This is a genomic window from Actinomadura sp. KC345, assembly GCF_004348515.1.
Taxonomy (GTDB): domain Bacteria; phylum Actinomycetota; class Actinomycetes; order Streptosporangiales; family Streptosporangiaceae; genus Spirillospora.
In genome coordinates, this window is record NZ_SMKH01000127.1 from 1 (window position 1) to 20,658 (window position 20,658).

General features: G+C 69.7%; 17 protein-coding genes. 4 read left to right on the plus strand and 13 right to left on the minus strand.

What is annotated here, in order from left to right:
* From E1281_RS21265 to E1281_RS21280, 4 genes are all read right to left on the minus strand, one after another.
* Window positions 1–554: TerD family protein (locus E1281_RS21265; RefSeq protein ID WP_207943405.1), on the minus strand; the 554-nt coding region annotated here is incomplete at its 3' end.
* 130 nt (window positions 555–684) lie between these two features.
* Window positions 685–1,734, minus strand: coding sequence for a biotin/lipoate A/B protein ligase family protein (locus E1281_RS21270; RefSeq protein WP_131880891.1), 1,050 nt, complete (start codon window positions 1,732–1,734; stop codon window positions 685–687).
* A 53-nt stretch (window positions 1,735–1,787) separates the two neighbouring features.
* Window positions 1,788–2,156 (minus strand): DUF4180 domain-containing protein, encoded by a 369-nt coding sequence (locus E1281_RS21275; protein WP_131880866.1) that lies wholly within the window; start codon window positions 2,154–2,156, stop codon window positions 1,788–1,790.
* Window positions 2,149–2,613, minus strand: a complete 465-nt coding sequence (locus tag E1281_RS21280; RefSeq protein ID WP_207943406.1) for a helix-turn-helix domain-containing protein — start codon at window positions 2,611–2,613, stop codon at window positions 2,149–2,151. Before E1281_RS21280 ends, E1281_RS21275 begins: the two co-directional genes overlap by 8 nt.
* 313 nt (window positions 2,614–2,926) lie before the next feature.
* On the opposite strand from E1281_RS21280, the gene E1281_RS21285 reads away from it, so the two are divergent.
* Window positions 2,927–3,655: a DoxX family protein gene (locus tag E1281_RS21285; protein ID WP_131880868.1), complete on the plus strand. Its 729-nt coding sequence runs from the start codon at window positions 2,927–2,929 to the stop codon at window positions 3,653–3,655.
* Between the two features lie 55 nt (window positions 3,656–3,710).
* Here E1281_RS21285 and E1281_RS21290 read toward each other — a convergent pair whose 3' ends face one another.
* The 3 genes from E1281_RS21290 to E1281_RS21300 form a co-directional block, all read right to left on the minus strand.
* Window positions 3,711–6,518, minus strand: a complete 2,808-nt coding sequence (locus E1281_RS21290) for a vitamin B12-dependent ribonucleotide reductase (RefSeq protein ID WP_131880870.1) — start codon at window positions 6,516–6,518, stop codon at window positions 3,711–3,713.
* Window positions 6,519–6,639: 121 nt separating this feature from the next.
* Window positions 6,640–7,113, minus strand: coding sequence for a transcriptional regulator NrdR (gene nrdR, locus E1281_RS21295; protein WP_131880871.1), 474 nt, complete (start codon window positions 7,111–7,113; stop codon window positions 6,640–6,642).
* Between the two features lie 412 nt (window positions 7,114–7,525).
* The gene (locus E1281_RS21300) at window positions 7,526–7,861 is read right to left on the minus strand and encodes a LysM domain-containing protein (protein WP_165959029.1); all 336 of its coding nucleotides are present in this window, start codon (window positions 7,859–7,861) and stop codon (window positions 7,526–7,528) included.
* Window positions 7,862–8,037: 176 nt separating this feature from the next.
* Here E1281_RS21300 and lexA point away from each other — a divergent pair, with 176 nt between their 5' ends.
* Complete coding sequence (gene lexA, locus E1281_RS21305) at window positions 8,038–8,739, plus strand: transcriptional repressor LexA (RefSeq protein WP_131880875.1); 702 nt, start codon at window positions 8,038–8,040, stop codon at window positions 8,737–8,739.
* Window positions 8,740–8,793: 54 nt separating this feature from the next.
* Here lexA and leuS read toward each other — a convergent pair whose 3' ends face one another.
* Window positions 8,794–11,256: a leucine--tRNA ligase gene (gene leuS / locus E1281_RS21310; RefSeq protein WP_207943408.1), complete on the minus strand. Its 2,463-nt coding sequence runs from the start codon at window positions 11,254–11,256 to the stop codon at window positions 8,794–8,796.
* Between the two features lie 253 nt (window positions 11,257–11,509).
* Window positions 11,510–12,124 (minus strand): TerB family tellurite resistance protein, encoded by a 615-nt coding sequence (locus E1281_RS21315; protein WP_131880878.1) that lies wholly within the window; start codon window positions 12,122–12,124, stop codon window positions 11,510–11,512.
* Window positions 12,125–12,316: 192 nt separating this feature from the next.
* On the opposite strand from E1281_RS21315, the gene E1281_RS21320 reads away from it, so the two are divergent.
* Window positions 12,317–13,861 (plus strand): long-chain fatty acid--CoA ligase, encoded by a 1,545-nt coding sequence (locus E1281_RS21320; RefSeq protein WP_131880880.1) that lies wholly within the window; start codon window positions 12,317–12,319, stop codon window positions 13,859–13,861.
* Window positions 13,862–13,952: 91 nt separating this feature from the next.
* Here E1281_RS21320 and E1281_RS21325 read toward each other — a convergent pair whose 3' ends face one another.
* Window positions 13,953–15,200: a cytochrome P450 gene (locus E1281_RS21325; protein WP_207943407.1), complete on the minus strand. Its 1,248-nt coding sequence runs from the start codon at window positions 15,198–15,200 to the stop codon at window positions 13,953–13,955.
* A gap of 171 nt (window positions 15,201–15,371) precedes the next feature.
* Here E1281_RS21325 and E1281_RS21330 point away from each other — a divergent pair, with 171 nt between their 5' ends.
* A complete protein-coding gene (locus E1281_RS21330; RefSeq protein WP_131880882.1) occupies window positions 15,372–16,262 on the plus strand; it encodes an alpha/beta hydrolase in 891 nt (296 codons plus the stop codon).
* Window positions 16,263–16,432: 170 nt separating this feature from the next.
* Here the strand turns inward: E1281_RS21330 and E1281_RS21335 are convergent, their stop codons facing one another.
* From E1281_RS21335 to E1281_RS21345, 3 genes are all read right to left on the minus strand, one after another.
* On the minus strand, window positions 16,433–17,407 hold the full coding sequence (locus E1281_RS21335) for an ATP-dependent DNA ligase (protein ID WP_131880884.1): 975 nt from the start codon (window positions 17,405–17,407) through the stop codon (window positions 16,433–16,435).
* A gap of 340 nt (window positions 17,408–17,747) precedes the next feature.
* Window positions 17,748–19,013, minus strand: a complete 1,266-nt coding sequence (locus E1281_RS21340) for a class I SAM-dependent methyltransferase (RefSeq protein ID WP_131880886.1) — start codon at window positions 19,011–19,013, stop codon at window positions 17,748–17,750.
* Between the two features lie 81 nt (window positions 19,014–19,094).
* The gene (locus E1281_RS21345; protein ID WP_131880888.1) at window positions 19,095–20,462 is read right to left on the minus strand and encodes an FAD-binding oxidoreductase; all 1,368 of its coding nucleotides are present in this window, start codon (window positions 20,460–20,462) and stop codon (window positions 19,095–19,097) included.
* Window positions 20,463–20,658: the final 196 nt, after the last annotated feature.

Below are 20,658 nucleotides of genomic sequence, written 5' to 3' on the forward strand. Positions count from 1 at the left end.
GGCGGGGGCGGCGGCGCGGCCTGCCTACCCGGGTCGTCGACCGAGATCCCGTAGTCGGTGGCCAGGCCGCCGAGGCCCGTGTCGTAGCCCTGCCCGACCGCGCGGAACTTCCACGCCCCCTGCCGCCGGTACAACTCGCCGAGGACGAACGCCGTCTCCGAGGTGGCTCCCACGCTGTCGAACCGGGCGATCTCCGTCCCGGCCGCCGCGTCCACCACGCGCACGTACAAGCCCTGGAGCTGGCCGAACGTCCCGCCGTCGGACGACGCGGCGATGACGATCTTGTCGATGCCGGGCTCGACGCGGTTCAGGTCGGCCGACAGGACGTCCAGGACGGTCGGTCCCTGCTGCTTGCCGTCGTGGCGGACGGCGCCCGACTTGTGCGCGGGCTGGTTGTAGAAGACGAAGTCGTCGTCCGAACGCACCCGGCCGGTATCCGCCAGCAGGAGGGCCGACGCGTCGGCGTCGGGCACGCCCGGACCGCTCTGCCAACCGAGTTCGACCCGGACCGACGGAACCGGCACCGCGGTGTTGGCGCCCTTCTGCATCGACATGAACGCTCCCCATCATCCGATCGCGATGTGCCCAACCTACGGCCAGTCCCGCGGCCTTCGCGACCTGCCGCGAGAGGAAGGACGCACGAACCCGGTCCGGAGTTCCGCTCGGGCGACGGCTACCCCGAGGTCACGGGACGCGGGCCGTCCATCCGGGGGTGCCGAACTTGTCGATCACGTACTTGCCGGCGAGGCGCATCTCGTCCTCGGTGATCCGGTCGCCGGTCAGCCCGTGCCGGCTCCGGAAATGCCCGATCATCCGGTCGATGATCTCCTCGCGGGGCAGCCCGGTCTGGCGGCGCAGCGGGTCGACGCGCTTGACCGCGCTGGCGATCCCCTTGTCGGAGATCTTCTCCCTGCCGATCCGCAGCACCTGCAGCATCTTCTCGGCGTCGATGTCGTAGGACATCGTCACGTGGTGCAGCACCGCGCCCGCGGCGAGCCGCTTCTGCGCCGCTCCCGCGATCTTGCCCTGGTCGGAGGTGATGTCGTTCAGCGGCTGGTACCAGGCCCTGATCCCGAGTTCGCCGAGCGCGCCGAGCACCCAGTCGTCCAGGAACGCGTAGCTCTCCGCGAACGACATGCCGGCCACCAGCGTCTCCGGCGCGTACAGCGAATAGGTGATCGTGTTGCCCGGCTCGATGAACATCGCCCCGCCGCCGCTGATGCGCCGGACCACCTCCACCCCGTACCGCTCGGCCGTTCCGGCGTCGACCTCGTTACGCAGCGACTGGAAGCTGCCGATGACGACCGCGGGCGACGCCCACTCCCACACCCGCAGGGTCGGCGGGCGGCGTCCCGCGCCGACCTCCTCGGCGAGGACCTGGTCGAGCGCCATGTGGAGGGCGGGCTCCTGCGGCGGTTCGTGGATCAGCCGCCAGTCGTGGTCGCGCCAGTCCGACGCCCGCCCGAGTGCCCGCCGCACGGCGATCCCGACGGCCTCGGCCGTGATCCCGAGCATCACCGTGCCGCGCGGCAGTCCCGCCTCCACGCGGGCACCGATCGCCTTCGCGTCGAGCTTCGCGGGCAGGCCCTCAAGGACGGCGTCGATCGCTTCCAAGGCGCCGTCGGGCTCCAGGAAGAAGTCGCCGCTGATCCTCGGCCCGCGCAGGAGACCGTCCACGACATCGACGTCCGCGACGACGAGCTTGCCACCCGGAACCTTGTACTCACCGTGCATCACGTACACATGAACCCCGCGCGCCCACACCTGATTCCAGAGCGGGCGCCCGGTCAGGCGACCGCGCGGAGCCGTGCGTCGAGAGCCTCCAGGTCGGGGAGGAACCAGACGTGGCCGGCCGCGTTCGACTCGCGGACGAGCGCCCGCAGCGCCGAGCTGGAGGCCAGGTGCTCGGAGATGTCGCCGATGACGACCAGGCGCAGGCGGTAGTTGGCGAACTTCTGCATCACCTCGCCGGCGAAACGGGTGCCCAGCGCGAAGAAGGCCGGGGCCAGCCGGCTCGCGGGCACGGCCACCACCTCGGCGCCGAGGAAGGCGGCGCCGATCAGGTCCAACGCGTCCTCCACGGTGGCCACCTGCGGCCCGTCCGGATGGCACACCATCACCTGCGTCCCGGCCCGCTCCTGCAGCTCGTCAGTCACCCTCGTCCTCCTCTTCGGCCAGCAGGCCGTTGTCGCCGCCGAGCACGCCGTCCAGCAGGCGCAGCACGTCGGCGGTGGCGGCGGCGCCGCCCAATATCACGATCTTCATGCGGTTGAGCTCCTGGTCATGGACGGTCTGCACGCGCAGGTGGTCGCCACGCTCCCCCGTGTTCACACCGGCCAGGACGAGCGTGCTCACCCGGTCGGCCGCGGCGTGGCCGATGCCGTCGATCTGCACGATGCTCGACACCTCCACCCGCGCGGCGGCACCGCCGGGTGCGGGCCGCGGGAGCCGCTGCGGCCCGGTCAGCTCCGCCAGGTCGGCCTGCGCGATCCGGTACTGCTTGCCGATCCGGACCGCCTTGAGCCGGCCGGTCCGGATGTAGCCGCGCACGGTCCGCACATGCAGCCCGAGATGATCGGCCACCTCCTCGACCGAGTACATTTTATCCTTCATCGTTACCTAACCTAAGCCATGTAGGGAGTGATAGGGAAGTTTGCTACCCCGATGCCTCGGAGGCTGATCCGTCGGGCATCGTTCGAGGGCGACGGTCGAGGAGAGTGGAGAAGCTCGTCATGTGGGGGAACTTCATCGGCCGGGCCGGCGACGCCTGAAGGCCCTCGGCCGCACCCGCGACCGGGGCAGAACCAAGCCAGAATCACACCAAACAGTGATCTTCCGCATTTCTCCGTACATGCTGCACTCCGCCTGGTATGTTCGCGCGACCCGTCCGGGCCTCCGGTGTCCCCCCGCTGAAGGAGTCGAAGGCATGCGCACCCGGCCGCTTTACGACATCGCGGCAGTCCTCGCGCGGATCGGCGTGGGCGTCGTGTTCATGGCGCACGGCTGGCAGAAGATCGAGGCGGGCGTCACCGCGACCAGCGAGTCGTTCGACGGCCTCGGCGTACCGCTCCCGACCGCCGCCGCCGTCTACTCCGCGTTCGTCGAACTGCTGGGCGGCGCCGCGCTGATCGCCGGGCTGGGCCTGCCCATCACCGGCGCCCTGCTGTTCGTCGACATGGTCGGCGCGTTCGTGTTCGTCCACGCCGGCGAGGGCCTCTTCCTCGTGGACGGCACCACGGTCGAGAACGGCTTCGAACTCGTCCTCGTCCTCGGCATGGCCAGCCTCCTGTTCGCCGCGGGCGGCGGCGGCCGGCTCACCGTCGACCAATGGATCGTCCGCAAGCGCCTCAGGCGTCCGGAGGACGACGAAGGCGAGGAGGACGCGAAGAGCTTCGTCGAGTCGCTCCGCCAGGCGGAAACGAAGCCCCTCCCCAAGCCCGCGCGGAAGCCGTCGTCCCCGCGCCAGGAGAAGCCGCCGTCCGCGCCGCGCCAGGAGAAGGCCCCGGCGCCACCCGAGCCCACCGACCCTCCCGCCGGGGACACCGGCGGCAAGAACACCGGCACCGAGGACGACACGCTCGTGGCCGGACGCCGCAAATCACCCAGGCGCCGGCGCGCCCCCGGCACCGACCCCGGCGACACCGGGCCCACCTGATCGAAACGCCGAGGAGCCCGGCCGGTACGGCCGGGCTCCTCACTCGTTCGCCGTTCTAGCTGCAGCCGCTGGTGGAGCCGCAGCCCTCGCAGACATAGCAGCTGCCCGCCGGACGCATCTTCGTTCCGCAGGTCAGGCACAGCGGCGCGTCCGCGGTACGGCCCTGGCGGCTCTCGATGACCTCCATGGACGAGTGCGCCTCCGCGGGGGCGGGTTCCGGAGCCGCCGGCCTGGTGATCGCGGCGGTCTGGGCCAGCGACTCGTGGTCGACCTCGTCCTCCCCGTGCAGGGCCGCCGGGTCCTCACCGTTGGCCTGCATCGCCCGCTCCTCGGCGCTCAGGATCCCGAGCCCCGCCCGCTCCTCGAACGGCAGGTGGTCCAGCGCCAGCCGGCGGAAGATGTAGTCCATCACCGAGGTCGCCATGCGGATGTCGGGGTCGTCGGTCATGCCCGCCGGCTCGAACCGCATGTTGGTGAACTTCTCCACCCACGTCTCCAGCGGCACGCCGTACTGGAGGCTGATGGAGATCGCCATGGAGAAGGCGTCCATCACGCCGGCGAGCGTGGAGCCCTGCTTGCCGAGCTTGAGGAAGACCTCCCCGACACCGTCGTCCGGGTAGGACGACGCCGTCATGTAGCCCTCGGCGCCGGCGACGGAGAACCGCGTGACGGTCGCGGGCCGCTGCTTCGGCAGCCGCCTGCGGACGGGACGCGGCGTCGCCGCCTCCACGGTCTCCGGCGCCTCCTTCTTGCCCGCGGCCGACAGCGGCTGGCCCACCTTGCAGTTGTCGCGGTAGATCGCCAGGGCCTTCAGCCCGAGCCGCCACCCCTCGAAGTACACCCGCTCGATGTCCTCGATCGTGGCCTTCTCCGGCATGTTGACGGTCTTGGAGATCGCCCCGGACAGGAACGGCTGGACCGCCGCCATCATCCGGACGTGCCCCATCGGGCTGATCGCCCGCTCCCCCATCGCGCAGTCGAACACCTCGTAGTGCTCCGGCCGCAGGCCGGGGGCGTCCACCACGTGGCCGTGCTCGGCGATGTACTCGACGATCGCCTCGATCTGCTCCTGCTGATAGCCGAGCTGCTCCAGCGCCCGCGGCACCGTGTGGTTGACGATCTGCATCGACCCGCCGCCGACGAGCTTCTTGAACTTCATCAGCGCGAGGTCCGGCTCGATCCCGGTGGTGTCGCAGTCCATCATCAGCCCGATCGTCCCCGTGGGCGCCAGAAGGCTCGACTGGGCGTTGCGGTAGCCGTGCTTCTCGCCGGCCTTCAGGCAGTCCGCCCACTGCTTGGCGGCCGCGGCGTGGATGGACTTGTCCATCTCGTGGAGCGTGCGGATGCCGTCGTTGGCGGCGGCGTGCTTGCGCATGACGCGCTTGTGGCCCTCGGCGTTGCGCGCGTATCCCGCGTACGGTCCGACGACCCCCGCCATCTCGGCGGACCGGCGGTAGGCGACGCCCGTCATCAGGGACGTGATCGCCGCGGCCAGCGACCGCCCGCCGTCGGAGTCGTAGGCGTGACCGGTCGCCATCAGCAGCGCGCCGAGGTTGGCGTACCCGATGCCGAGCTGCCGGTAGTCGCGGGTCGTCTCCGCGATCTTCTCCGTGGGGAAGTCGGCGAACGTGATGGAGATGTCCATCGCCGTGATGACCAGCTCGGTGAGCTTGACGAACCTGGCGACGTCGAACGTCCCCGCGTCCGTGAGGAACATCATCAGGTTGATGCTGGCGAGGTTGCAGGACGAGTTGTCCAGGCTCATGTACTCGCTGCACGGGTTGCTCGCGGTGATACGCCCGGTCTCCGGGTTGGTGTGCCAGTCGTTGATCGTGTCGTCGTACTGGATGCCGGGGTCGGCGCACCCCCAGGCGGCCTTGGCCATCAGGCGGAACAGCTCCTTGGCCTTGACCGTGTCGACGGGCTCGCCGGTCATCCGGGCGCGCAGCGCGAACTCGCCGTCCGCCTCGACGGCCCGCATGAACTCGTCCGACACGCGGACCGAGTTGTTGGCGTTCTGGTACTGGACGCTGCCGATGTCCTTGCCGCCGAGGTCCATGTCGAACCCGGCGTCCCGCAGCGCGCGGATCTTGTCCTCCTCGCGCGCCTTGGTCTCGATGAACTCCTCGACGTCGGGGTGGTCGACGTCCAGCACGACCATCTTCGCCGCCCGCCGCGTCGCGCCGCCCGACTTGATCGTCCCGGCGGACGCGTCGGCGCCGCGCATGAAGGAGACCGGCCCGCTGGCCGTGCCACCGGACGAGAGCAGCTCCTTGCTGGAGCGGATACGGGACAGGTTCAGGCCGGCGCCGGAACCGCCCTTGAAGATGACGCCCTCTTCCTTGTACCAGTCGAGAATCGACTCCATCGTGTCGTCCACGGACAGGATGAAGCACGCCGAGACCTGCTGCGGGGACTTGGTGCCGACGTTGAACCAGACCGGGGAGTTGAAGCTGAAGTGCTGGTGGACCAGCGCGTACTTCAGTTCGTGCTCGAAGATCTCGGCGTCCTGGTCGGAGGCGAAATAGCCCTGCTCGCGACCGGTCTCGACGTACATGCCGACGACGCGGTCGACGAGCTGCTTGAGGCTCCATTCCCGCTGCGGCGTTCCCACGGCGCCGCGGAAGTACTTGGACGTGACGATGTTGACGGCGTTCAGCGACCAGAAGTCGGGGAACTCGACGCCGCGCTGCTCGAAGTTGACCGAGCCGTCGCGCCAGTTGGTCATGACGACGTCACGACGTTCCCAGCGCATCTCGTCGTACGGATGCACGCCGGGCGTGGTGAAAATGCGCTCGACCTTCAGCCCTTTGCGGCTCCCCTTGCCGCGCCGTGCCGCCGAGCCGCTCACCGTCTCCGTCATGAACTTCCCCCTTCTCGGACCCTCCCGCCGGGCCCTGTTCAGGAACAACCCCGCCGCCGCCCGGGACATGCCCGCGCGGAGGCGCTCTCAAAGTGTGGTGCTTGCGTTTCCGGAACCGTCCCTACCGGGACGGGCCGGGCTCCCCCGAGGAACCGGCCTTCCGCAGTGTCTCGATCTCCTTGGCGAAGTCGTCCAGCGACTCGAAGCTCCGGTAGACCGAGGCGAATCGCAGATAGGCGACCTCGTCGAGTTCGCCGAGCGGCCCCAGGATCGCGAGGCCGATCTCGTGCGAGGGGATTTCCGCGGAACCGGAGGACCTGATCTCCTCTTCGACCTGCTGGCCCAGCTTCGCGAGCGCATCCTCGTCGACCGGACGGCCCTGGCAGGCCCTGCGCACCCCGGCGATGATCTTTTCCCGGGAGAACGGCTCGGTGACCCCGCTGCGCTTGGCCACCATGACGAGCACATTCTCCTGTGTGGTGAATCGCTTGCCGCATTCGGCACACGACCGGCGGCGCCTAATGGCGGACCCGTCGTCGGTGGAGCGGCTGTCGATCACTTTGGTGTCAGGGTTGCGGCAGAACGGGCAGTGCACGTCCAATCCCTCCCCTGACAGAAACGCTGCACACCTCTGAACATCGCCATATATAGGTGAAGTACATCGATGTGACTACTAGATGTTGTGGTCAACGGTACGACCCGACGGAGGCGTTCGCAACCTGATCCGGTGCCTCGCACGTCACATCCGGCGCGTCGGCCCAGGTCACGCGAGGCACCCTGATTTTCGTCCCGGGCGTGTCGCCACAGACGGTCCCCGCCACCGCGCCGACAGTGACAGACCCCCTGGTCAGCCTGCTGTTCACCCGTTCCGTGACCGGGCGGGGACCGGCGCGATCGGCTCGGTCCGCGTGCACGCGAGGCCGGGGCGCCGTCCAGCGGACGAGGGCGGCCGTCCGCGCGGGGGCCGCCGGAGCCTCATGGGCGGAGACAAGGGCCCAGGCGCGGCGTCAGCGGGCGGGGAGGCGGAGTTCTTGACCGGGGCGGACGGTGGGGTCGCCGCCCATGCCGTTGAGGTCGATGATCCGCTGGACGATGCGGCGCGGGTCCGCGCCCGGTTCGGCGTCGGCGGCTATCTCCCAGAGAGTGTCACCCGGCTCGACGACGACGGTCCTGGCCGGTGCGGCATCGCCTCGATGACTTTCCTCGCCGCCCGCCAGGGCGCCGGGGCCGACCGTGAGCCACAGGGCCACGAGCGTGATGGTGGCGGCGAACAGGATCACGACGGCGCGGCCGCGGCGGGTCAGGCGGATCGGACTCCGGTCACTTTGGGGTGAACCCGACATCTCTCCCCTCCTCGACGTCGAACTCATTTTCGATCGAACACCCGCACGATGTTGTACCAGGAGGCGGCGAAAAAAAGCCAGCACATCTTCGAACAATTGTTTGATCATCCGCTCGTGACGCGGTAGCGTTCGATGACAAGGAGTGACGGATCGAGGCGCCCGGGAGGCGACGAGCGATGAGCAAGGTCCGGGAGCTGCCCGACGGGCCCATGGACGAGACGGGGCTGACGCAACGTCAGCGCATGGTGCTGGAGGTGATCCGCGACTCCGTCCAGCGCCGGGGGTACCCGCCGTCGATGCGCGAGATCGGCGAGGCCGTGGGCCTGACCAGCACCTCCAGCGTGTCGCACCAGCTCCGGGCGTTGCAGCGCAAGGGTTTCCTGCGGCGCGACCCCAACCGGCCGCGCGCGGTGGAGGTCCGGGTGCCGGGGGCGACCCCGGTACGGACGGACGAGGAGGCCTACGAGGCGCCCGGGGGGCAGGCGGCCGCGTCACAGCCCGCGCCCGCGTACGTGCCGCTGGTCGGGCGGATCGCCGCCGGTGGGCCGATCCTGGCCGAGGAGGCCGTGGAGGACGTCTTCACCCTGCCCAAGCAGCTCGTCGGCGAGGGCACGCACTTCCTCCTCAAGGTCACCGGCGACTCGATGATCGACGTCGCGATAGCGGACGGTGACTGGGTGGTCGTGCGGCAGCAGCCGGTGGCCGAGCAGGGCGACATCGTGGCCGCCATGATCGACGGCGAGGCGACGGTGAAGACGTTCAAGCGCCGGGACGACGGCCACATCTGGCTCATGCCGCAGAACCCGGCCTACGAGCCGATCGCCGGCGACGAGGCATCGGTGCTGGGACGCGTCGTGGCGGTCCTCCGCAAGATGTGAGCACCGTGACCAGAGGCGGCCACCGGAGCCCGGTGGCCGCCTCTGACGCGCCGGTCAGCGCTTGGGGACGATGTTGACGATCTTGGGGGCGCGCACGATGATCTTCGCGATCTCGGCGCCGCCCAGTGCGTCCTGGACCTTGGCGGAGTCCAGGGCCAGGCGCTCCAGCTCCGCGTCGGCGATGCCGGGCGGAACCTCCAGGCGGTCGCGGACCTTGCCCCCGACCTGGACGACGCAGGTGACCGCCTCCTCCACCAGCAGCGCGGGGTCGGCGGAGGGCCAGCCCGCGCCGATCACCGGTGCGGTGCGTCCCAGCCGCTCCCACGCCTCGTCGGCGGTGTAGGGGGCGAACAGCGACAGCATCGTGGCGATCGTCTCGGCGGCCTCGCGGACGGCGGGGTCGGCGGCGCCGGGGCCGGAGTCGATGGCCTTGCGGGTCGCGGTGACCAGCTCCATGATCCGGGCGATCGCGACGTTGAACCGCTGCGTCTCGACCAGCGTGGTGGCCTCGTCGACGGTACGGGCGGTCACGCGGCGCAGGGCCCTGTCGCCGGACGCGACGTCCACGCCGGGCAGGGAGGCGACCTCGGTGGCGATGCGGTGGACGCGGGACAGGAACTTCGACATGCCGTGCGGGGAGACGTCCGCCCAGTCGATGTCGTCCTCAGGCGGGCCGGAGAACAGGATGGCCAGCCGGACGACGTCCACGCCGAACTCGGCGATCTGCACACCCAGGTCGACGCCGTTGCCCAGCGACTTCGACATCGCCTTGCCCTGGTTGATCACCTGGCCCTGGTTCAGCAGCCGGCGGAACGGCTCGGTGAAGCCGATCATGCCCATGTCGTACAGGACCTTGGTGAAGAACCGGCTGTACAGCAGGTGCAGGATGGCGTGCTCGACGCCGCCGGTGTACTGGTCGACGGGCATCCACTTGCGGACCTGCTCGACGTCGAACGGGCCGTCCGCGTAGCCGGGCGAGCAGTAGCGGAAGTAGTACCAGGACGAGTCGACGAACGTGTCCATGGTGTCGGTGTCGCGGGTGGCGGCGCCGCCGCACTTGGGGCAGTCGACGTTGACCCACCCGGACGCGGCGGCCAGCGGCGAGGTGCCCTTGGGGGCCAGGTCGGCGCCGCGCAGGCCCTCGGGCAGCGTCACCGGCAGCTGGTCGTCGGGGACGGGGACCTCGCCGCACGCCTCGCAGTGCACGATCGGGATCGGGCAGCCCCAGAACCGCTGGCGCGACACCAGCCAGTCGCGCAGCCGGAAGTTCACCGACGCGCGGCCGGTGCCGCGCTCCTCCAGGATCTCGATGATGCGGGCGATGGCGTCGGCCTTGGTCAGCCCGTCGATCGGTCCGGAGTTGACCAGACGGCCGTCCCCGGGCGTCGCGATGCCGGTCTGGGCGGGGTCCTCCTCGCCGGTGTCCACGACGATCCGGACCGGCAGCCCGAACTTCAGCGCGAAGTCCAGGTCGCGCTGGTCGTGCGCCGGCACGCCCATGATCGCGCCGTGTCCGTAATCGGCCAGGACGAAGTCCGACGCCCAGACCGGGATGCGCTCGCCGGTGACCGGGTTGATCGCGTACCGGCCCAGGAAGACGCCGGTCTTCTCGCGCTCCGTGGACAGCCGTTCGATGTCGCTTTCCCGGGAGATCTCCTCGCGGTACGCCTCGAAGGCCGCCCGGCGGTCCGGGGCGCAGACCTCGTCGGCCAGCGGGGCGTCCGGGGCGATCACGAAGAACGTCGCGCCGAACATGGTGTCCGGCCGGGTCGTGAAGATCGTCACCGGCTCGTCCCGGCCCTCGACCACCACCTCGACGTCCGCGCCGGTGGAGCGACCGATCCAGTTGCGCTGCATCAGCAGGACCCGCTCGGGCCACTTGCCCTCCAGCTGCTCCATGTCGTCCAGCAGCCGGTCCGCGTAGTCGGTGATCTTGAAGTACCACTGGGTCAGCACGCGCTTCTCGACCAGGGTGCCGCAGCGTTCGCAGTGGCCGCCGACGACCTGCTCGTTGGCCAGGACCGTCTGGTCCTTGGGGCACCAGTTGACGTGGCCGCCCTTGCGGTAGGCCAGGCCCCGCTCGTAGAAGCGCAGGAACAGCCACTGCGTCCACTTGTAGTACTCGGGGTCGGAGGTGTGCAGGCGCCGCGTCCAGTCGAAGGACGGGGCGAACCGGCGGAACGAGGACGCCTGGGTCTCGATGTTGGCGTACGTCCACTCGGCGGGGTGGGAGTCGCGCTTGATGGCGGCGTTCTCGGCGGGCAGGCCGAAGGAGTCCCAGCCGATCGGGTGCAGGACGTTGAAGCCGCGCTGGAACCAGTAGCGGGCGGGGACGTCGCCGATGGCGAACGCCTCCGCGTGGCCCATGTGCAGGTCACCGCTGGGATAGGGGAACATGTCCAGCGCGTAGCGCCGTTCGCGGCCGTCGTCCTTCTCCTCGGCCGTGAACGGTTCGAGCTCCGCCCAGCGGGCCTGCCACTTGTCCTGAATCGCCCGCGGGTCGTACCCATCATTCAGGGGAGGCGCCCCCCCTGAACCCCCCGCCGCTGCGCGGGAAGTAGCGTCGCTGCTCACGGCCACAAACTCCGGTTTCTTGCTCGCTGATTGCAGGGGCCAGGCTGTTCGCCGACACGCTGTCCGCCGACATGAAATGGCCCCTCGCACAGGAGGGGCCACCACGCTGACGTCAGTCCGTCAACGTGGTCGTTCAAGGAGCAGCCTGGCTGACATACAACAAGAGTAGCGCAGCCGCAAGCCCTCCCGCCGGGAGTTAATGGCCGGATTCCTGCCGGGCCATGGAGACCACGCCGGTCACCTGGACGCGGGTGAGTTCGAGGTCCGCGCCGACCGCGGCGAGGGTCTCCTCCTCGGACGCGCTGAGCTTCCCGTCGGCGAGGGCGATCTCGGCCGCGGCGCGCAGGATGCTCTCGCGGGCCTCGGGGGCGAGTGCGGACGCGGCGCGTCCCATCTCGACGCGGACCTCGTCGAACGGGCGGGCGAGGTCGCCGTTCAGGGCGTTGTCGTCGTAGCCGGCGACACCGGCCTGCCGGACGACGGCGACGGCCCGGGAGCGGACGGCGGCGTTGGTGTAGTCGCCGGAGCGCAGGACCTGCGCGATGGCCATGCGCAGGAGCATCGCGGGCATCTGCGCGAGCTGCGCGGTGGTCGGCACGTTGAGGACGCCGAGGTTCCAGCGGCCCTTGCACGTGTCGCACTCGACGATCTCGCCGCCGGCCTTGGTGAGGGGAATGACGGGGACGAAGAACAGCGTGAAGAAGTTGCGCCCCTGCCGGCGCCGGTAGTCGCGGTCGCCGCCACAGGCGGGACAGTGGAAGGTTCCCCGGCTCAGGGTGAAGAACACGACGCGCCAGCCGAAAATGATCAAGATGTGCACCCCTTCTCGGTAGAGCGGCACATGGTAACGGTGCCATGGCGATCACAGCAGGGAAACCGGCGCGTGGAAACGGCACGTCAAGGCCCCTCGAAGGATGGCGCGGCCGGATCCCCATGCACGAAGATGAACGGAACGGCCAATACACTCGCCGGTAACGCCGGTCACTTTCGCGCGAGGAGTGCCATGCTCAACCTGTCCGTGCTGCTGGAGGACGCCGCCAGGGAGACGCCCGACCGCGAGGCGGTCGTGTTCGGCGACCTCCGGCTCTCCTACTCGTTCATCGAATCGGTCGCCAACCAGGTCGCGAACCTGCTGCGGTCGCGCGGCATCGGACCGGGTGACAAGGTCGCGCTGTCCAGCCCGAACCTCCCCTACTTCCCGATGGTCTACTTCGGGGTGCTCAAGGCGGGCGCGGTCGTCGTCCCGCTGAACGTCCTACTCAAGCCGCGGGAGATCGCCTACCACCTCGAGGACTCCGACGCCAAGGCGCTGTTCTGCTTCGAGGGGACGCCCGAGCTGCCGCTCGGCGAGATGGGGTACGCCGGGTTCCAGCAGGCCGAAGACTGCGAGCACTTCTTCCTGCTGCCCGCGAACCCCGCGGCGACCGAGTCGCCGATCGAGGGCGCCGAGCTGTTCTGGGCGGCGCTGGCCGGCCGGCCCGGGACGTTCGACCCCGCGCTGACGGACCCGAACGACACCGCCGTGATCATCTACACCAGCGGGACGACGGGGCAGCCGAAGGGCGCCGAGCTGTCGCACGGCAACCTGCTGACGAACGCCATGGTGAGCGACACGCTGTTCCAGCGAACGCTGCACGACACATCGCTGGTGACGCTGCCGCTGTTCCACATCTTCGGGCAGACGTGCGTGATGAACGTCGGCATCTACCGGCGGGCGACGCTCGTCCTGCAGCCGAGGTTCGAGGCCAAGCAGGCCGTCGAGCTGATGGTGAAGGAGAAGGTGAACCTCTTCGCGGGCGTCCCGACGATGTACTGGGGCCTGCTGAGCGACGACACGTCCAACGAGGACATCGCGGTGATCCAGGAGAACCTGCGCGTCGCGGTGTCGGGGGGTTCGGCGCTCCAGATGGAGGTCCTCAAGGGGTTCAAGAAGAAGTTCGACGTCGACGTCCTGGAGGGCTACGGCCTGTCGGAGACGTCGCCGGTGGCCTCGTTCAACCGCCCGGACCGCACGGCCAAGCCGGGTTCGATCGGCCTGCCGATCTGGGGCGTGGAGATGAAGCTGATCGACGACGACTGGAAGGAGATCGAGGGCGAGGGGCCCGGGGAGATCGCCATCCGCGGCCACAACATCATGAAGGGCTACTACGACCGGCCCGAGGCGACCGCGGAGTCGATCAGGGACGGCTGGTTCCGCACCGGTGATGTGGCGCGCCGCGACGAGGAGGGCTACTACTTCATCATCGACCGCTCGAAGGACATGATCATCCGCGGTGGCTACAACGTGTACCCGCGGGAGATCGAGGAGGTCCTGATGGGCCACCCGGAGGTGTCGCTGGCCGCCGTCGTGGGCGTCGAGCACCCCTCGCACGGCGAGGAGGTCAAGGCGTACGTGATCCGGACGCCGGGCGCCGCCGTCACCGAGGACGAGCTGGTCGCGTGGGGCAAGGAGCAGTTCGCGAACTACAAGTACCCGCGGATCGTCGAGTTCCGCGACGAGCTGCCGATGACGGCCACCGGCAAGATCCTCAAGCGCGAACTCCGCTGATCCGCCCGGCCCCGGGGCCCCACCCACGGGTGGGGCCCCGGGTTCCGGACTGCCGCGCGGGACGGTGCCCCGGCCGGGCGGGTCGTCCGTCTCAGATCGTGTACGGCAGGCGCTTGATGCCGTTGATGAAGTTGGACTCCAGGCGGGCCGGCTCCTCGGACGCGCGGATGTCCGGCGTCCGGCGGAGCAGCTCGCGGAACATCACGGTGATCTCGCGCCGGGCCAGGTGCGCGCCGAGGCAGAAGTGCGGTCCCGGCCCGCCGAAACCGACGTGCGGGTTGGGGTCGCGCAGGATGTCGAACCTCCCGGGGTCGGTGAAGACCGACTCGTCGCGGTTGGCCGACCAGTAGTACAGGATGAGCTTGTCGCCCTCCTTGACCTCGTGGTCGTTCAGCGTGGTGTCGCGGGTCGCGGTGCGGCGCATCCAGATGACGGGCGACACGAACCGGACGATCTCCTCGACGGCGCCGGGGATGCGGGCGTCGAAGTCCTCGGTGAGCAGGGCGCGCTGGTCGGGGTTGCGGGTGAACAGGTCCAGGCCGTGCGCGATGGCGTTGCGGGTGGTCTCGTTCCCGGCGACGACCAGCAGGATGAAGAACGAGCCGAGCTCCTGGTCGGTCAGCGACTCACCGTCGATATTGGCGTTCACCAGCGCGGAGGTCAGGTCGTCGGTGGGGTCCTTGCGGCGCCGGCGGCCGAGCTCCTCGACCAGGCCCTTGAGCGTCTCGCCCGCGCCGAGGAGCGCCATCGCCATCTGCTCGGCGTCGTCCGAGGGGATGAACTCGGGGTCGTTGCCCGCGAGGATGACGTTGGTGGCGTCCAGGACCGTCGGGTACTGGTCCTCGCCGATGCCCATCATGTCGCAAATGATCTTCAGCGGGAGCCGGGCGGCGACGTCGGAGACGAAGTCGCCCGAGCCGCCGCCCGCCGCGACGTTGTCGACGATCTCGGCGGCGACGGCCTCGACCTGGTCCTCGAACCGCTGGATCATGCGCGGGGAGAACGCCCGGGACACGATCCGCCTGATCTTGGCGTGCCGGGGGTCGTCCATGCTGATCATCGAGCCGAAGAACTCGTGCATGTCGCCGGGCATGTCCGGGATGCTGATGGCGCCCTTGCCGGAGCAGAAGTCCTGCGGGCGCCGGGAGGCCTCGATGACGTCGGCGTGGCGCGTGAGGGCGTAGTAGCCGGGCCCCTGAGGCATGATGACGATGTCGGGCTCCTCGAAGCGCACCAACTCCGAGTGCCATCGAAGGGCCTTGAACGCCTCGTGCCGGTACTCGTGCGGCTGCCGCCAGAACTCCCAGTCCGTCAGGTTGATGTCCTCGACGTTGAGCACGTGCCACCACCTCGTCACTTTCCGAACCCGATTCGGTTTACAGGCAGCCTCTCAAAGTAAAGCCGCACGTGCACACTGATCGTCTCCGTGACGCCACTCACACTAGCGCCCCGCACAGCGGGCGGTCCCTGCCCGCGGGGTAGCGTGCGCGGCGATACCGAGGAGGCGGACATGGGTGACATCGCGACCGGATCGGTCACCGCGAACGGGCTCGACTTCGGCTACCTGGCGGCCGGCCCCGAGGACGGGCCCCTGGCCCTGCTCCTGCACGGCTTCCCCGACTCGGCGCACACGTGGCGCCATCTCATGCCCGAACTCGCCGCCGCCGGATACCGCGCCGTCGCACCCTTCATGCGCGGCTACGCCCCCACCTCCGTCCCGGAGGACGGCGCCTACCAGAGCGGCGCCCTCGCCGCCGACGCCATCGCCCTGCACGAGGCGCTCGGGGGCGGCTCCGACGCCGTCATCGTCGGCCACGACTGGGGCGCCTTCGCCACCTACGGCGCCGCGAACGCCGCACCCGGCCGGTGGCGCAGGGTGGTCGCCATGTCCGTCCCGCCGATCTCGGTGATGGCGACCGCGTTCTTCGACTACGAGCAGCTCAAGCGCTCGTTCTACATCTTCGTCTTCCAGACCCCGCTGGCCGAGGCCGCCCTGGACCGCGCGTTCGTCGAAGGGCTCTGGCGCGACTGGTCGCCGGACGACGGCCGTGACCGCTCCGAGGACGTCGACCGCGTCATGGACTGCCTGGCCACACCCGCCAACGCCACGGCGGCGATCGAGTACTACCGCGCGATGCTCGACCCGTCCCGGCTCGTCAAGCGCTACGCCGCCGAGCAGAAGGCGGCGACCACGGTGGGCGAACTGCCCGTCCTGTACTTGCACGGCGCCGACGACGGCTGCCTGGGCGCGGACGTGGTCGCGCCCGGCGGCGGCCTCGGCGCCGCCGAGGCCGCGCTGCCGCCGGGGTCGCGGGCCGCCCTCGTCCCCGGCGCCGGCCACTTCCTCCAGCTCGACCGCCCGGAGGACGTGAACACCCGCATCCTGGACTGGCTCGCCTAGTGCGGCGACCACGAACGTCGACCGGGTCGCCATAGCGTTGACTTGCGGCGTGTTGTTGTTTTCGACGCGCTCATAACAACAACACGCCGCAAGTCAACGCACCCGGTGAACCTTGGTGGACACCGCACCAGGCGGTCACCGGGGCGACGCCCGTGCGGCGGGTGTTCCCGTCAGGCACCGAACATGGGGGCGTCGGGTGGGCCCAGGTCCGGCCGGATGCGGACGAAGCGGACCGCGTGCCGCCAACGGCCGCGCTCGACGGCGGCGTCCGCGCTCATCTCCACGACGATCTCCGGCTCCGTCCGGACGTAGCGGATCGGCGGATGCGCCCCGTACAGGCCGCCGGCGAACCCGGCCGGCAGCTCCGCCGGCCACGGGTGGTCCGGGCCGGCGTGGCGCAGCACGTCGGCGAGCGACGTGCGGGCGGCGGGCGAGAGAGGAGTCGTCCGGGCGACGACGCGGAGGCGGCCGCCGGTGTCGTAGCGGCCGAGGATCAGTGAATCGGGGGCCTGCCGGGTGCCGGTCACCCCGCCGACGATCGCCTCGGTGGTGATGCGGCGCTTCACCTTCCACCAGCGGCGGCGCCCTTCCAGGTACGCGCCGTCGGCGTCCTTGACGACGAGCCCCTCGACGCCCTGGACGGCGAAGGCGTCGAACCAGAGTTCGGCCTCCCCGGCATCGGACGTCTGCGGCGTGAGGATGACCCGGGCGGACGGCGGGGCGTCGCCGAGCAGGGCCTCCAGCACGGTGCGGCGTTCCCGCAGCGGGCGGGGGCGCAGGTCCACGCCGTCCGATTCCAGGACGTCGAACGCGACATAGTGGCAGGGTTCGGTCCGCGCGAACTGGGCACTGCGGCGCCCGGCGACATGGCGCCGCTGCAGCGCGCCGAAGTCGAGGCGCCCGTCGTCACCCCAGCGGACGATCTCGCCGTCGAGGACCGTGCCGGGCGCGAGCCGCTCCGCCAAGGCCGCGACGATCTCGGGGAACCCCTCGTTGAAGCGGGTCCGGCGGCGCGACGACAGTTGGACGGCGCCGTCCTCGTCCACGAGCGCGACCGCGCGGAACCCGTCGAACTTCGGCTCGTACCGGCAGCCTCCCGGGCACGCCTGCGGCGGCGGGATGTGGTCGATGGGCGCGGCCAGCATCGGCCTCACCGGGGACCGGATGTGCATGGCCTCGCGCCCCCCGAGCTCGACGGTTCCGAAGGCCGCCGTACCCCGTCCGGACTGCCCCGATATACCGGTGGGCGGAATGTTGACCCGCGGTTTGAGCGACCGGGGCTCAGGCCGTGAAGCGCCGCGGCATGATCGCGAGGCGGAGATCGTGGTGCTCGCGGCGGAGGCGGCCGTCGGTCCTCCCCGTCCACGGCGTCAGATCAGGTCTCGCCGAGATCGTGCCGCGGCGTCCGGAAGTCAGGGATCGCAAGCGCCGATGAGCCGGCCGGATATCCGGCCGGTTCATCGGTGCTTGGGGACGGTTGCGTCGTCACGAACCCCAGTCGGGACGCAGCGGCATGTGGCTCGTGCCGTCGTCCTGCAGCTTGACGCCAAGCGTCTGGTGCAGCTGGATCCAGTTCTGGTTGAAGCCGAGCACGCAGCCGGCCATGTAGACGCGCCACACGCGGGCCGTGCCCTCGCCGACCTCGGCGACCGCCTCGTCCCAGTGCTCGTCGAGGTTCTCGCACCAGCCGGTGAGCGTGCGGGCGTAGTGCTCGCGCAGGTTCTCCTGGTGCCGGATCTCGAAGCCCGCGTCGTTCATCTGCATCTGGACGTAGCCGGGGCCCTCCAGCTCACCGTCCGGGAACACGTAGCGGTTGATGAACCCGTTCTCCTTGCGGGACGGGGCGATGTTGTCCGGGCGGGTGATGGTGTGGTTCAGCATCCGCCCGCCCTTCTTCAGCTTCCCGTGCAGGAACGAGAAGTAGGCCGGCAGGTTGGCCTTTCCGATGTGCTCGGTGAGCCCGATGGAGCTGACCGCGTCGAAGCCCGTCTCGGTCACGTCCCGGTAGTCCATGTGACGGACCTCCGCGAGGTCCGACAGGCCCCGGTCGGCGATGGCCTTCTGCGCCCACTCGGCCTGCTGCTTGGACAGCGTGACGCCGAGCGCCTTGACGCCGTACTCCTGCGCGGCGTGCATCACCATCCCGCCCCAGCCGCAGCCCACGTCCAGCAGCCGCATCCCCGGCTTCAGCGCGATCTTCTTCGCCACCAGGTCGTGCTTGTTGAACTGCGCCTCTTCCAGCGTCGCGTCCTCCCGCGGGTAGCACGCGCACGTGTAGGCCATCGAGGGGCCGAGGACCCACTCGTAGAACGTGTTGGACACGTCGTAGTGGTGGGAGATCGCCTTCGCGTCCCGGCGCTTGGAGTGCCGCAGCCACGACGGGATGCGGCTGAACGGCGCCTCCTGCGGCGGCGGCTCCAGGCGGCGCGTGATCGCGGCGCGCAGCAGCGGATCGCCCAGCACACCGCCGACGATCCGCGCCTTGTCGCGCCCCGTCACCTCGCTGAGCACCTGCTGCATCGTCGTCAGCGCCGTGATCATGTCGCCGCTGACGTCGATCATGCCGGTGACGTAGGCGCGGGCCAGGCCCAGCGCCCCCGGCGAGTGCAGAAGATACGAGACCGCGTACGGCGAACGGACGTCGAATCGGATGTCGGCGCCGGGCACCCCCGCCCGCGATCCGTCGTACGCCGTGAACTCCACTGGCGCCTCAGCCCCGGCGAGCCGCTCGAAGACCCTGGCCAGCGTCATTGTGATCCCTCCTGTCTCTCCCCCGGCCGAGGCGATCGGCCACCGTCCGGGCACGCTCCCCCTTGAACGGCGGACGCCTGGTCAGCGTCCGCGTACGCACTTGTCGTAGAGATCCAGCAGCCGCTCGCCGGGGTCGTAGCTTCCCTTGAGCCGCCGGTAGGTCTCCCCGTCGTAGTTCCGCCAGAACTCGTCCCTGCTGTAAAAGGCCGTCGAATAGAGGGACTTGTGCCCGTCAAGGGCGGCGACCTTACGTTCGATGAGCCGGTTGTGGTACTCGGGAATCTGCCCCGGCGGAAGCCGGACCGTCCCCCAGAACCCCGCGTTCACGTACGTTCGGCCGGCCTCCAGCGGGTACAGCGGCCACCGCTCCTTCGCGCGCAGCGGGCACAGCCAGATCGGGCTCATGCCGACGTCGCCGTGGAAGAACTCCAGGAACTCCGGCAGCCTCTCGATCGGCACCTCGATGTCCTGGATGACGTCCTCGCGCGGCCTCAGCCCGCGCCACCGCTCCGCCCTCGCGACGACGTGGTAGCGCCGGTCGTAGGCGACGAGCCTGCGGTACACGTCCGACCGCTTGTACTTGTCGGGCCACAGCCTCCGGACGGCCGGCTTCTGCACGCCGAAAGCGCCCGAGCACCAGAACCAGTCGGTGTCCCAGCGCCAGATGTAGTCGCGGATCGTCAGGAAGTCGACCGAACGCTCCTGGATCGACCGGTAGTAGATCTGCTGGCCCGTGTAGTCGGAGGTGTACGGCGCCGAGTCCGCGAAGAACCCGAGCGTGATGTACTGCTCGTTCGCGCCGAACACGGTCCCGTCCATGAAGTCGACGGCCTCGCCCTCGAACTTCCCGGAATCGGTGATCTCACCCATCACCCTGGTCAGCTCGGCCGCGTCGCCGAACCGCAGGTGCCGCAGCCGGACGTACGGGCTGACCGGCCTCAGCTCGATCTTCAGCCGCAGCGTGTAGCCCAGCGTCCCGTAGGAGTTCGGGAAACCGTAGAACAGGTCCGCGTGCTCGTTGTCCCTCGTCGCGGTGACGATGCGGCCGTCGCCCGTGAGGACCTCCAGCTCCAGCGCGCCCTCGTGCGGCAGCCCGTCCCGGAACGAGGTCGACTCGATGCCGAGCCCGGTCACCGCGCCGCCCAGCGTGATCGTCTTCAGCTGCGGGACGACCGTGGGCATCAGCCCGTGCGGCAAGGTCGCGTCCACCAGGGCCTCGTACGTCGTCATGCCCTGGACCTGCGCGGTCCGCTCGCCGGGATCGACGCTGAGCACCTTGTCGAACCCGGACACGTCCAGCCCCGGCGCGTCCGAGGGGTCGCGCCACCGGAAGAGGTTCGAGGTCCGCTTGGCCAGCCGTACCGGCGTACCCGCCGGGATCGCCTCGTAGGACCTCCTGAGCGCCTCGACCGCCCGCTGGTGATCGCCCTTGACCGCAAGCTCCGTCATCTGCCCTCCCGAACATAGTTAATCGATCATCCCATGCACGGTCCACATAATTCGGACGTTAGGGGAGTCACAGGAAGGGAGGGGAATAACACCACGTGTGCATACATGGGCGTCGTTTCATCTCCTGGAGCCAGCAGAACCGCAAGACGCGGCCACGTCAACTTTCCCCCAAGCCCGACACCGACAAACCCAACCC

Excerpts from the sequence above, each read along its gene's own strand:
- lexA (WP_131880875.1), top strand. The coding sequence starts at position 8,038 with ATGAGCAAGGTCCGGGAGCTGCCCGACGGGCCCATGGACGAGACGGGG.
- E1281_RS21335 (WP_131880884.1), bottom strand. The coding sequence starts at position 17,407 with ATGCTGGCCGCGCCCATCGACCACATCCCGCCGCCGCAGGCGTGCCCG.
- E1281_RS21285 (WP_131880868.1), top strand. The coding sequence starts at position 2,927 with ATGCGCACCCGGCCGCTTTACGACATCGCGGCAGTCCTCGCGCGGATC.
- E1281_RS21340 (WP_131880886.1), bottom strand. The coding sequence starts at position 19,013 with ATGACGCTGGCCAGGGTCTTCGAGCGGCTCGCCGGGGCTGAGGCGCCA.
- E1281_RS21345 (WP_131880888.1), bottom strand. The coding sequence starts at position 20,462 with ATGACGGAGCTTGCGGTCAAGGGCGATCACCAGCGGGCGGTCGAGGCG.
- E1281_RS21280 (WP_207943406.1), bottom strand. The coding sequence starts at position 2,613 with ATGAAGGATAAAATGTACTCGGTCGAGGAGGTGGCCGATCATCTCGGG.
- E1281_RS21290 (WP_131880870.1), bottom strand. The coding sequence starts at position 6,518 with ATGACGGAGACGGTGAGCGGCTCGGCGGCACGGCGCGGCAAGGGGAGC.
- E1281_RS21330 (WP_131880882.1), top strand. The coding sequence starts at position 15,372 with ATGGGTGACATCGCGACCGGATCGGTCACCGCGAACGGGCTCGACTTC.
- E1281_RS21270 (WP_131880891.1), bottom strand. The coding sequence starts at position 1,734 with ATGCACGGTGAGTACAAGGTTCCGGGTGGCAAGCTCGTCGTCGCGGAC.
- E1281_RS21320 (WP_131880880.1), top strand. The coding sequence starts at position 12,317 with ATGCTCAACCTGTCCGTGCTGCTGGAGGACGCCGCCAGGGAGACGCCC.
- E1281_RS21300 (WP_165959029.1), bottom strand. The coding sequence starts at position 7,861 with ATGTCGGGTTCACCCCAAAGTGACCGGAGTCCGATCCGCCTGACCCGC.